Here is a 12,844-nt window from a genome sequence, read left to right as displayed (position 1 = left end):
AGATATTTTTCAAAATAGGGCAGGATGAAAAAGGAAATAAAAATATAAAAAATATAAAGTATTTATATAAATTTATAGAGTTTATACGTCAGCAATATAAATGTTTATTATGTTTAAATTTGATGTAACAAATGAACTTATGTGTATAGCAAGAGGAAGTGGTAAATTTTTTGCTAAAAAAGGTGCTATGGTAGCATTTAAAGGAAATTTTAATTTTGAAAAATTAATATTAGGTCCAAATAATGGTGGTGGTTTAGGTAGAGCATTACTAGGACATGTTCAAAGGTCATTGACAGGAGAACAAATGCCAATAATGGTTGTTGAGGGTGAAGGTGAAATTTACCTAGCACAAAATGCTTATCATGTAGATGTAATATCAATTGACCCAGGGGACTCGATTTGTGTTGAGAGTGAAAATTTATTAGCATTTTCAGAACAACTAGATTATAGTGTAAAATTAATTGGTTCAGGAGTAATATCTCAAAAAGGACTTTTTACTACACATTTAATAAATAAAACAAGCCAAAATCAAGATATTGCTATAATAACAGATGGAAACCCTCTAATACTTGAAGGGCCTTGCTGTGTTGACCCAGATGCGTTAGTAGCATGGACTGGAAGGGAACCATATCCTAAAGTAGCAAAACTATCATGGAAAACTTTTGTTGGTCAGACTTCAGGGGAATCTTATCATATGGAGTTTGTTGAACCTGGTCAAATAGTTATTATACAACCATCTGAGAGATTGTCTAGTTTGAATACAGATGCAACACCTTCTGACAGAATGAGGTCAGGTGGAGTAAGGATTGGTATAGATTAATTTTTATAGTGCATTTTAATTTTGATTTAAAATATATTTAAAGAATAAAAAGGGTAGCAGGGGTAGGTATATTAAAAAGGAGTTATAGATGCTGGAGAGAATTCATAGAAAGTTTAAAGGATATTACATTTTCTTACTAATCTTAATTTTATGGAAAATTGTATGTGTTTTAGGGATATGGAGTAGCTATATTTTGCCTCCACCTGAAAGAGTTTTGGAAACCTTTATAAAAATGATAAATGATGGTTCTATTTTTTTAAATGTTTATGCTAGTGTTAAGAGGATATTTATAGGTTTTTTAATAAGTTCATTGATAGCAATACCACTTGGAATCGTGTTTGGTGTAAATAAAAAAATGTATGAGTATTTCAAGCCACTATTTGAATTTATGAGAAGTACACCTCCACTAGCCTTAATACCTATGCTGATTTTATGGTTTGGTATAGGTGAAGAGTCTAAAATTATAATTATAGTTTTAGCATCTTTTTTTCCAATATTTTTAAATACATTAAAAGGAATAAAAAATTGTGACAGTAAATTAATCGAAGTAGGCAAGTCTTTTAATTTATCTAAGAAAAGAATTTTTTGCAAAATAATAATTCCTAATTCTATGTTAGATATTGTTGTTGGACTTAGTTTAGGTCTTGGATATAGTTTTAGAGCTATAATTGGTGCAGAACTTATTGCGGCTTCTTCAGGTCTAGGATATTTAATTTCTGATGGAAAGGATATGTCAAGAACTGATATTGTACTGGTTGGAATTTTTGTTATTGGTTTTTTAGGTATACTTTCAGATTATCTATTTTCAATGGCAATAGCAAAATTTAGCAAAGGGAAGCAGGTTGATTTAAATGGTTAGAAATGGATTTTTATTAGAGAACATACATAAAAAGTATTTAGTTGATAATAAAGAACATTTAGTGCTTGATGATGTATCATTGAGTATATCTAGCGAAGAAATAACGGTTATATTAGGGGAAAGCGGTTGCGGCAAGACAACTTTACTTAGAATTTTAGCAGGGCTTGAAAATGCCACTAGTGGAAATGTATATTTTTTTAATAATGATAAAAAGTATATCCCAAAAGTAGGGGTTGTTTTTCAAGAAAGTAGACTAATGCCATGGCTAAATGTAAGTGAAAATATACTTTTACATACTGAAAAAAATAATAGAAATAAAGTTGATTTAGATAAATATTTAAAGATGATGAAACTTGAAAAGTTTAAAAACTCATATCCAAATGAGTTGTCAGGAGGAATGGCTCATAGGGTAAGTATTGCAAGAGCTCTTTCTTTTAACCCAGATATTCTATTGATGGATGAACCATTTGCGGCATTAGATTATTTTACAAGAAGAAAAATGCAAAAAGAAGTAGTAAATATCCATAAAAATACTAAAAAAGGGGTAGTATTTGTAACTCATAATATTGAAGAAGCCATGGAAATAGCAAAGAAAATAATTGTTTTTAGTAAAAATAAAGGGATTAAACAATTTAGTGTCGAAGATGAATATAATAGAGATTTAACTAAAAGCTATTATATAAGCTTAAAAAAAGAAATATTAAGGGAATTGGGGGAGTTTTAAGTGATTAAAAGAAACAAAAAAATTTTAGCAATAATGACATCTTTAGTGATGGTATTGGTTGGTACTGTTGGATGTTCAACAAAAGAAGAGGGTAATAAAGATGTTCCTACAAAAAAAGAGACTAGTTTACCTAAGGAAATAAATTTAACTTATGTGAAGTCTCCACTTAATGTTCCAAGCATACTGGAAAAGAAAGATGATTCATTTGGTAAGGAATTTAAAAAGGATAATATAAAAGTTAATTTTCATGAACTAACAACAGGTCCAGAACAAACTCAGGCACTAGCTGCTGGAGAATTAGACTTTTTACATGCATTAGGTGGAACATCTGCTATAATAGCTGCTTCTAATGGAGTTGGGCTTAAAATTACAAATATATATAGTAGATCACCAAAAGGATATATGCTTATAACTAACAATGAAAATATCAAATCTATAAAAGATTTAAAAGGTAAGAAAATTGTAGGTCCAAAAGGCACTATACTTCATCAATTATTAATTGCTGCACTTGCTAAGGAAGGCTATACTATAGATGATGTTGAATATGTAAACATGGATATTCCTAGTGCTGCTTCTGCACTAGAAAGTAAAAGTGCTGATGTTGCGATGCTTGCAGGTCCAGTAGCTCTAAAAACAATAAATGCAGGTAGCAAAATGATAGTAAATGGAGAAGGTCTAGTTAGTGGAATAATAGTTACTGCAGTAAGTGACGATTTTGCTCAAAAATATCCTGAATTAGTAAAAAGATTTATGAAAGTTCATGAAGAAACTTTAAAATATATGGATGAAAATAAAGATAAGGTAATGGAAGATGTATCAAAAGAAGTTGGTTTGACTTTAGATGAAACAAAGGAAATGTATTCTTGGTATGATTTTAGTTCTAAGATAACAGATAAGGATATAAAAGAGTTAGAAGATACACAAGAATTCTTGATGTCTAATGGAATGCAAGAAAAGAAAATAAATATTAAAGATATGCTATATAATCAAAATTAGTATATTAAGAAAATTAGCATATTAAAAATAGAAAATACATCCTTATTTATTGTGAAAATAACATGATAAAAGGATGTATTTTTGTTTTTGATTATTTTATATAATAAAATCTAATTAGAAACAGCTTACTATTTTATCTACGCTTATGTAGTCAAGTAATTTTCTCATTTTTTTACGATGAAGCAAAAACTTAGAATATGTGTCTTCTGATTGTTTTGGATCACCATAAACTTTCCAATATTTAATCATAGAAACTTCGCAGTTACTATATCCCATAAATCCAATTACATCTTTAAGGGGATATCCTAAAAAAATACCTATTTCATCAGGAAAAGCGTCAGTCTTAAGCTTTTCAACTAGATGCTCTAAATAAACATTTACGTTAGTATTTTGTTTGTATCCTAAAAACTTTAGAAAATTTACTGTTTTTTTACATTTTAATCTTTCTGACAATGCAGTTTTATTTACAAATAATATTTTTAATCCTTTTTTTTCTTTATCAATAACTATAAAATCTATCTTTTTACACTTATATAAATATTTGTAAATATCACTAATTTTTTCCTCTCTATTTACGTCAGTAAATGAAATATTTATTATTTCAGCAGGTTTAGAGCCTAAAAAAACTGGACCTAAAACTTCCAAAAGCCATTTTATATATGATGATTCAATTTTATTTTTACAACAAAATTGTGAATTGCAACAATGCATAAAAGATAACCTCCTTCAAATGAAAATTAATATCAATTAATTAAATTATACTATGAATGATAATCAATATCAATAATAAAATTATATTTTTTTATTAAATTACTTATCTATTATAATTTCCCAAAAAATAAATTATAAATTGTTTAATTTTAGTAAATAAAAAATAAAAATATAGAAATACTAAGTTGAGAAAGAAATTTATTAAAATTTTTTGTAATACAAAACATCTAGGAGGGTAATAAAAATGAAATTAAAAAGAACTTTATTTGTAGGACTAGCGTTAGTATTAGCTATAGGTATGACAGCATGTACTAAAAAAACTGAACAACCAAATGAAAATGCAGGGAAAAATCCAAATGAATCAGTAAACAACAATGAAGGTTATATGAATTATTATTCAACAAGCTATAATGATTATATAGCAGGTTTAAATAGATATTCTATTTATGATACTCCAGAAAGTATAAATAATCAGTTTAAGGATAAAGAATATCCAGGGAACGAAAAATATTTAAGTGAAGTAAAAGCTGCATACAAAGATAGTAGAGATAAAATACAATCATTTGTAACTTCTCTTAAAAAAGATGGTAAAACAGAAGATGCTGAATTAAAGAAAATGAATGATGAATTAATAACTGAAGGTGAAAGATTAGTAAAGGATATAGATGCTAGATTAGCAAAATTAGATAAAGTATCTGATGAAGATATGAAAAAAGGTCAAAATGACTTTATGAAATTAGTTCATGGAACAGAAGATGTTGGAAATGATATAGGTAGTGGTTTTAGAAAAATGATAAAAGACATGAATGATAGACTAGGAATAACAGGAAATAATAAAAAATAATAGAATAAATAACTAATTTAATACTAAAAAATTTAAAAACATATCGAAGCCCTAAAGATATTCTCTTTCTTGGGCTTCGTGTTTTTCTATATAACCTTGTTACCTTAATATTTCCATTATTAGTTTCAACATTAATTGTTGCAGTAGGATGATTGCCAATTTTATTTTTTGTATGCAGTTATAATGTTATCCATACAAATCTGTTTTGCTAAATCAGCTGAAATATCTTGTGTTTGAAAAGAAGTATAGTGAATGTCCATAGCCCACCAAGATAAAAATTCCGATTATTAGTGTAGTAGATAGTTCAATATGCTCCAACTGACGAACAGTACCTTGTGCAATAAATGCAGTTATATAAGAAATCAGGTTCTATTGTACATTTGAGAATAAAGTCCATAATTTCCTTTTTACCTGCAAAGTTAAGATAAATTGTACCTACAGAAACTTCTACTGCTTTGGCTATTTGGTTAATCTGAGTTTTGGCATATACTTTTTTTATTTATCTAATTTAAAAGGGCATATATCAGTATTATGATATATGCCTATGTTGTGATTATTTAATTAAATATAAAAAATAGATTATTCTGTAAAATCATTTTTTCTATATTGTACCAAGTAGCTTTTACCATTTACAATGTCTTCAATTGTTATTTCTGAAAATCCTACTTTTTCACCTAATAAAATTAAATTTTCCTTATCAAAAAGTTGAAATTCTTTAGTGTATGATAGTTTTTGTAACCATTCTTTTGAGTAAACTACATTATAAAAAATGCCTTCTGGTTTTAAAACTCGAAATATTTCTGACAATCCCTTTGTTGTATCATCCCAAAAATAAATTGTATTTATAGAGGTCACTATATCAAAAGAATTATCTTTGTATTCCAAATTACAACAATTTCCTATTGAAAGTTGAATTTTGCCATCTTCAATACCTTTGAGATTTTGTTTTGTGGCAAGTTCTTTCATATCTTTTGAAATATCTATGCCACATATGTCTGTGGAATATTTTTTATAAATTTGTTGAATCAAATATCCATTTCCATATCCAATATCGAGTAGTCTAGATTGTTCATTAAGACGAATACATGATATTAAACTTTTATACATTTTCTGGTTTATTGTATTCATTATCAAACAGCAACATTTGCCAATAATACCTCTAGGATTTCCAAACTGAGAACCAATATATTCTGTAAATTTTTTCATTTATTATTCTCCATAATTTTTATTTTTAACTGGTAGAATTTTATCATAGAATTATCTTTAAGTCATTCTATTTATGTTAAAATAAAGTTTTATAAAAAACATATTAGCTTTCTGGCTTTATTTTATAGGCGAAATCAAATAGATAGCTTAATAGTTATATGATGTTATATAACCATTGAAAATGTAAAGAGTTATGGTCTAGAAAATCAATAGAATAAAGCTATTTGTTTTTTATTAGTAATAATAAAAAATAAAAATTTTAAATAAATTTATTGACAAATATTATTAATAAATATATCATATATAACATAGCAAGAAATGATAATCGAATTAAATTAAATTAAATAACGTCTTATCAAGAGTGGTGGAGGGACTGGCCCTTTGAAACCCGGCAACCAGTATATTTTATATACATTGGTGCTAAATCCTGCAACTAATATAGTTGATAGATGAGTATAAATAGCTTTCTAAGCCTGAGTTTATACTCAGGCTTTTATTTTGTTAGATACAAATTTAAAATACATAAATAAAAATAAACATACAAATTGAGCAGAATATGTGGGGAGGAAATTTTATGGTTAGCATAAAAAATGTTAATAAGTATTATGGAAAGATTCAAGTACTTAAAGATGTAAGTATTGAGATAGAATCTGGAGAAATTTTTGGAATAATAGGTCATAGTGGTGCTGGAAAATCAACACTACTTAGATGTATAAATGGGCTAGAAGAGTATCAAGAAGGTAGTGTGCTTGTATCTGATAAGGAAGTAAAGTCATTAAATGAAAAGCAAATGAGAGATTTAAGAAAAGAGTTAGGAATGATTTTTCAACACTTTTCACTACTTGAAAGAAAAACAGTGTTTGATAATGTAGCATTACCTTTAGAGTGTTTTGGATATACAAAGGCAGAAATTAAAAAAAGAGTTTTAGAGTTATTAGAAGTGGTTGGGATATCTGAAAAGAAAAATGATAAACCAAGAAACTTAAGTGGTGGTCAAAAACAAAGAGTTGCAATTGCTAGGGCTTTAGCACTAAATCCACAAGTACTTCTTTGTGATGAAGCTACTTCAGCATTAGACCCAAATACTACAAAATCAATTCTTTCATTACTTGAAGATATAAATAAAAACCTAGGAATAACAATAATAGTGGTAACTCACCAAATGGAAGTTATAAAACAAATTTGTGGAAGAGTGGCAATAATGGAAAATGGAGAAGTATTAGAAGTAGGAGATACAGAAGAAATTTTCTTGAGAAATACTAAAGGACTTAGAAAATTAATAGGTGAAGAAAGTATAATTTTACCAAAAGGAACAAATATAAAAATACTATTCCCTAAAGACATTTCTAATGATGCTATCATCACAACAATGGCAAGAGAGTTAAACATAGATGTATCTATAATATTTGGGAAATTAGAACAATTTAAAGAAGATATTTTAGGTTCACTTATTATAAATGTTTCAGATAAAAGTGGAGAGAAAGTAAAACAATATCTTACAGATAAGGACATAAGATGGGAGGAAATGATAAATGAATAGTCTAATTGATTTTTTAACAACACTATTTCCAAATGCATTATTACAAACTTTATATATGGTCATAGTACCAACTGTAGTAGCAACCATATTAGGATTTATACTAGCAATTATATTAGTAGTTACAAAACCAGATGGATTAAAACCAAATAGCACGATTAATAGTGCACTAGGATTTATAGTAAATATATTTAGAAGTTTCCCATTTATGATACTTATAGTTGCAATGATTCCAATAACAAGATTAATTGTTGGAACAAGTATAGGAGAGACTGCTGCAATAGTGCCAATAACTATTGGTGCAGCACCATTCATCGCTAGAATTATAGAAAGTTCATTAAATGAAGTTGATAAGGGATTGATAGAGGCTGCCAAATCTTTTGGGGCTACAAAAAAACAAATAGTATTTAAAGTTATGATAAAAGAAGCAATGCCTTCAATAGTATCTGGGATTACATTATCAGTAATTTCTATACTTGGTTATACAGCTATGGCAGGTGCAGTAGGAGCTGGAGGACTAGGTAATATAGCACTTATTTATGGATACCAAAGATTTGATACAGCAGTAATGGTTTATACAGTAATAGCACTTGTAATACTAGTTCAAATAATACAAGGTTTAGGAAATCTAGCTTATAAGAAACTAAAATAACTTAATTAATAAAACATTTTTAAAGGGGGAGTAAAAAATGAAATTAAAAAAATTATTATCAGTAGCATTAGTGTCAGCAATAGCAATATCAGCAGTAGGATGTTCAAACAAAGAGGATAAAAAAATATTAGTAGGGGCATCATCAAATCCACATGCAAAAATATTAGAAGTTGCAAAGCCTTTATTAAAAGAAAAAGGATATGATTTAGAAGTAAAGATATTTGATGATTATGTGCTTCCAAATACAGCTTTAGATGAAGGTTCTTTAGATGCTAACTTCTTTCAACATATCCCATTTTTAGAGGAGACTGTTAAGGAAAAGGAATATAAACTTACTTATACATCTAAAGTGCATATAGAGCCAATGGGATTCTATTCAGAAAAAGTTAAATCATTAGATGAAGTAAAAGATGGAGCAGTTATAGCTGTACCAAATGATGCAACTAATGGAGCTAGAGCACTTAAATTATTAGCAAAACATAAATTAATAGAAGTAAAAGATGGCGAACTTATAACTAAAAAAGATATAACTAAAAATCCAAAAAATATACAAATAAAAGAAATGAATGCAGAACAATTGCCAACAGTATTAAAAGATGTTGATGGAGCAGTAATAAATTCTAATTATGCTTTAACAGCTAATTTAAATCCTACTAAAGATGCAATAGTAATAGAATCAAGTGATTCTCCATATGTAAATATAATTGCTTGTAGAGAAGATAATAAAGACAGCGATAAGATTAAAGCTTTATCAGAAGCTATGAATAGTAAAGAAGTTAAAAAGTTTATACAAGATGAATATAAAGGAAGTATCGTTCCAGCTTTTTAAATTAAATATACAAAATCTATAAAATGAGTAAAATTTTAAAAACTTTACTCATTTTTTTTTATAACTAGAAAGTGACAAATTTTTTGGGAGAATTGTGGTAACATATTTATAGATAAAACTATATAAAAATGAAGAAGTGGTGGGGAATATGGAATCTAAAGGAACTTTAAGGAAGAATAAGGTCTATATATTGGCTAATGGGTTATTTTTAATTATTGCACTTTTGAATATAAATTTGTATACAGTTTCCATAAATATGTATAGGATAATTTTACTTTGGATATTTGGATATTCTATAGTTTATATAACTAGTTTTGAAAAAGATGAATTTATAAACATACTAAAATTAGGATGCCTTGTATTAGTTTTTGTGGGGATTTTAGGCATAGCAGAATTAGAGATTCAAAAATTCCAAGTTATGATACTCAATTTAAGTATAATTAATATGTCTACATTTATATACTTAACAATTTCTAAAATAAAAAAGCTGAGAATACGTCATTTGTTGATTTTCAACAGTACTTTTATAATAGTAGATTATTTTCTACGAAGTATTTTTAATAACTTTTATTTAAATATGATTATTATGGTAATTAATATTGTCATGTCTTTGTTTAATTTATTGTTTGTATTAAACAAAATTAATAGTGAAACTGAACATTATAGCTTAATAAAAAATTTATCATACTTTGCTTTATTTGCAACTATTATAGGTTTTATAACAACTTGTCAAATTAGTATAGTAGATACAGATAGATTAATAGGAGTAGTATATTTATTGTTATGTAATCATACTTACTATGTGTATGTATACAGTCTAAGTAATAGAGTAGTATATCCATATTATGAATTAAATTCAATAAATAAGAAATTAAGTAAAAAGTCAGAACAATTAAGTAAGATAAATCTAGCAATAGAAAAGGATATGACTATACAGAAAACATTAAAAAATTATATAGATGAAAGAAAAGAGTTATTAAGACAAGCACTTGATACTATACCAAATGTATGGATAATAACAGATTATGATTTTAATATAAGTTATACAAATAATGCATTTAAAGATGAATTTTCAAAGGACATGAAAAACTTTTATCACATATTAAATTTTATAAAAGAAGATGAGCATGTAGCTGAAAAGCTAAAGAAGTTTGATAAGGATATAAGTATAATTGATAAACAAGTAGAGCTAAATAATAACATATATTTGTTAAGTTTAAGTAATAATGAAGAAGAAAGTAATTATTTAATAAGCTTAAATAATATTACAAATGAAATAAAAATGGATAAAGAGATAAGGGCTATAAATAAAGATTATGAAAATATAATATTAAACATACCATCTCCTATACTTGTAAGAAGTGCAGAAGGTGGTATAAAGAAGAATAAAGTAATAAGCATAAATAAAAAATATGAAAAGAGTTTTAAATGTACACCAAAAGAACTAGTTAATATGACATTAGAAAAATATTTTGAAACTTTTAACATAGATTTCTTTGATAATAGAGATTTTAAAAGATTAAATCTAACAAAAGAAAAGAAAGCTGAAATAGTAAGTTATAATGATACAGCAAATTGCATAGTTAACTTTGTAATGTCTGATTCAGATGGTGAAGAGCATGTTGAAGAAGTTAGAGTTGGAGATTATTGGTCAGATAATAAATTATTTAAGTTACTTACATTTAGAGATATAACTAAAGAAATAAATATACTTAGAACAGTAAATGAACAAAAAATAATATATGAAAAATTATTAGATGCTATACCAGAGGCTATTTTTCTTGAAGATTTAAGTACATCAAGAGTACTTTATACAAATAGAGCCTTTAGAGAATTATTTGGAATATCAAGTGATGTACTAGGAGTAACAACACAAAAATATAGAAATATCTTAGTAAAAAAATACATAAACAATTTAAATATAGGTGAAAGAGAAAAAAGTATTCATATAGTGAATGAAAATAATCATATTAAAGAAGTAAAAATGATATCAAGAACCTTATACTTTGGACAGAAGAGAAGTAGAGTAAGAATCATTAAAGATTTAAGTGTACAAAGAGAGTCTGAGAGACTTAAAAAAGCATTAATAAAACAAAGACAGTATGACCAGATGAAGATGGAGTTCTATGCTAATATATCTCATGAACTCAAGACCCCTTTAAATAATATCTATAGTTCAGTTCAGCTTATCGAGAATCTTTACAAAAAAGAAAAGATAATTGACTGTCAAGATATATTAAGAGAACACATAAAAATAACTAAACAAAACATGTTTAGATTATTAAGATTAATAGATAATATAATAAATATTTCTCAAGTTAAATCAGAAATATATAAAATTAAAGCGGTTAACTTTGATATTATCGACATAACAGAAAGAATAGTTACATCCATTAGCAGTTATGCAAAATCTAAGGGAATCGACTTAGTTTTTGATACAAATGAGGAAACTATGAGAGTAGGGCTTGACCCAGAATCTATAGAAAGGATAATATTGAATATATTATCAAATGCTATAAAGTTTACTTTAGAAGGTGGAGAAATACTTGTAGGAATATATAAAGAAGGTGAAAATGTAGAAATACTTATAAAAGATACTGGAATAGGTATAGAAAAGGAAAAATTAAATGATATATTTAATCGATTTAAACAAATTGAAAATAGTGGTATATCAAACGAATTCGGCAGTGGAATAGGATTGTGTCTTGCAAAATCGTTAATTGAAATTCAAAATGGAGAAATTTATATAGATAGTAAATTAGGAGAAGGAACAGAGGTAAAGATCATATTCCCAATTAAAGAAGTAGTTGAAGAAGTCTATGATAAATCAAGTTACAATGATAATATTGAAAAATTTGAGATAGAATTTTTTGATATATATAAGTAGTAAATATTGAAATCCATTATTTTATATATTAATATACAATTAAAAGCAGACTAATTTTACTTATGATTTTAGCTGTATTTAACTGACTATAAATAAACTTTATGAGGTGAAATTTTGGAAAAGGATTTTTTTAGGAAAAATGGAATTGATTTAGCTAAATCTATATTAGGTAAATATTTAATAAGAAAATATGAAAACAAAACAATTGTTACCAAGATAGTAGAGACAGAGGCGTACATGGGTGTAAATGACAAAGGTGCACATGTATATGGTGATAAAAGAACTGAGAGAACTAAGCCTTTGTATTTAGATGGTGGACATATATATGTTTATTTAATTTATGGTATGTACAATTGTCTAAATCTATCAGCAAATATAGAAGATGTACCAGAGTGTGTGTTGATAAGAGGTGTCGAACCAATAACCTCTTTAGATGAGATATCTATAAATAGATATAATAAATTGTATGATAATTTGAGTAAGTATCAAATAAAAAATATTACTAATGGGCCAGGAAAACTTTGTAAGGCTTTAAAAATAGATAGAAGCTTAAATAGTAAGAGTATAATGGGTGAAGAATTATATATAAGTGACTTTTATTATGATAATGAAGGAAAAAAGGTATTTAGTGAAGGTGAATTGGATATAAAAACTAGTAAACGCATAAATATCGACTATGCAGAAGAAGCAAAAGATTTTTTATGGCGTTTTTATATAGAATAAGTACTGATATTAATAAGATATATATTTATAAAAATTATTTTTTATAAATATATATC

13 protein-coding genes and 1 riboswitch are annotated in these 12,844 nt (G+C 26.6%); of the genes, 10 read left to right on the top strand and 3 right to left on the bottom strand.

All coding sequences use genetic code 11. From position 1 onward, the window contains the following. Window positions 1–109: 109 nt before the first annotated feature. The 4 genes from KGF50_RS16895 to KGF50_RS16880 all read left to right on the top strand — a co-directional run bounded on the left by KGF50_RS16895 (window position 110) and on the right by KGF50_RS16880 (window position 3,399). On the top strand, window positions 110–820 hold the full coding sequence (locus KGF50_RS16895; RefSeq protein ID WP_227827347.1) for an AIM24 family protein: 711 nt from the start codon (window positions 110–112) through the stop codon (window positions 818–820). 88 nt (window positions 821–908) lie between these two features. Then, window positions 909–1,679, top strand: a complete 771-nt coding sequence (locus tag KGF50_RS16890; protein ID WP_227482321.1) for an ABC transporter permease — start codon at window positions 909–911, stop codon at window positions 1,677–1,679. Then, the gene (locus KGF50_RS16885) at window positions 1,672–2,403 is read left to right on the top strand and encodes an ABC transporter ATP-binding protein (RefSeq protein ID WP_227849148.1); all 732 of its coding nucleotides are present in this window, start codon (window positions 1,672–1,674) and stop codon (window positions 2,401–2,403) included. The genes KGF50_RS16890 and KGF50_RS16885 overlap by 8 nt, the downstream gene beginning before the upstream one ends. Window positions 2,404–2,436: 33 nt before the next feature. After that, window positions 2,437–3,399, top strand: coding sequence for an NrtA/SsuA/CpmA family ABC transporter substrate-binding protein (locus KGF50_RS16880; protein WP_255655049.1), 963 nt, complete (start codon window positions 2,437–2,439; stop codon window positions 3,397–3,399). A 114-nt stretch (window positions 3,400–3,513) separates the two neighbouring features. On the opposite strand, the gene KGF50_RS16875 is transcribed toward KGF50_RS16880, so the two are convergent. Next, complete coding sequence (locus KGF50_RS16875) at window positions 3,514–4,110, bottom strand: DUF3793 family protein (protein WP_227849146.1); 597 nt, start codon at window positions 4,108–4,110, stop codon at window positions 3,514–3,516. A 244-nt stretch (window positions 4,111–4,354) separates the two neighbouring features. Here KGF50_RS16875 and KGF50_RS16870 point away from each other — a divergent pair, with 244 nt between their 5' ends. Further along, window positions 4,355–4,954: a hypothetical protein gene (locus KGF50_RS16870; RefSeq protein ID WP_227849145.1), complete on the top strand. Its 600-nt coding sequence runs from the start codon at window positions 4,355–4,357 to the stop codon at window positions 4,952–4,954. A gap of 304 nt (window positions 4,955–5,258) precedes the next feature. Here the strand turns inward: KGF50_RS16870 and KGF50_RS16865 are convergent, their stop codons facing one another. Together KGF50_RS16865 and KGF50_RS16860 are read right to left on the bottom strand one after the other, a co-directional pair. Continuing rightward, window positions 5,259–5,453 carry a TetR/AcrR family transcriptional regulator gene (locus tag KGF50_RS16865; RefSeq protein ID WP_413926828.1) on the bottom strand — a complete coding sequence of 65 codons (195 nt, stop codon included), beginning with the start codon at window positions 5,451–5,453 and terminating at the stop codon, window positions 5,259–5,261. A gap of 80 nt (window positions 5,454–5,533) precedes the next feature. Further along, complete coding sequence (locus tag KGF50_RS16860; protein ID WP_227849144.1) at window positions 5,534–6,160, bottom strand: class I SAM-dependent methyltransferase; 627 nt, start codon at window positions 6,158–6,160, stop codon at window positions 5,534–5,536. 349 nt (window positions 6,161–6,509) lie between these two features. Beyond that, window positions 6,510–6,616: riboswitch (SAM riboswitch) on the top strand. 118 nt (window positions 6,617–6,734) lie between these two features. Between KGF50_RS16860 and KGF50_RS16855 the strand changes: the two genes are divergently transcribed. The 5 genes from KGF50_RS16855 to KGF50_RS16835 all read left to right on the top strand — a co-directional run bounded on the left by KGF50_RS16855 (window position 6,735) and on the right by KGF50_RS16835 (window position 12,788). Next, window positions 6,735–7,700, top strand: a complete 966-nt coding sequence (locus KGF50_RS16855) for a methionine ABC transporter ATP-binding protein (RefSeq protein ID WP_227849143.1) — start codon at window positions 6,735–6,737, stop codon at window positions 7,698–7,700. Next, a complete protein-coding gene (locus tag KGF50_RS16850; protein WP_227432857.1) occupies window positions 7,693–8,349 on the top strand; it encodes a methionine ABC transporter permease in 657 nt (218 codons plus the stop codon). The genes KGF50_RS16855 and KGF50_RS16850 overlap by 8 nt, the downstream gene beginning before the upstream one ends. A 37-nt stretch (window positions 8,350–8,386) precedes the next feature. Then, on the top strand, window positions 8,387–9,178 hold the full coding sequence (locus tag KGF50_RS16845) for a MetQ/NlpA family ABC transporter substrate-binding protein (RefSeq protein ID WP_227432859.1): 792 nt from the start codon (window positions 8,387–8,389) through the stop codon (window positions 9,176–9,178). 148 nt (window positions 9,179–9,326) lie between these two features. Continuing rightward, on the top strand, window positions 9,327–12,065 hold the full coding sequence (locus KGF50_RS16840; RefSeq protein WP_227849142.1) for a PAS domain-containing sensor histidine kinase: 2,739 nt from the start codon (window positions 9,327–9,329) through the stop codon (window positions 12,063–12,065). Window positions 12,066–12,179: 114 nt separating this feature from the next. Continuing rightward, a complete protein-coding gene (locus KGF50_RS16835; protein WP_227849141.1) occupies window positions 12,180–12,788 on the top strand; it encodes a DNA-3-methyladenine glycosylase in 609 nt (202 codons plus the stop codon). Window positions 12,789–12,844: the final 56 nt, after the last annotated feature.

The sequence above is a fragment of the Clostridioides sp. ZZV15-6598 genome (genome assembly GCF_020657705.1).
GTDB lineage: Bacteria > Bacillota > Clostridia > Peptostreptococcales > Peptostreptococcaceae > Clostridioides > Clostridioides difficile_F.
This window is presented reverse-complemented; position numbering and strand designations above follow the sequence as displayed.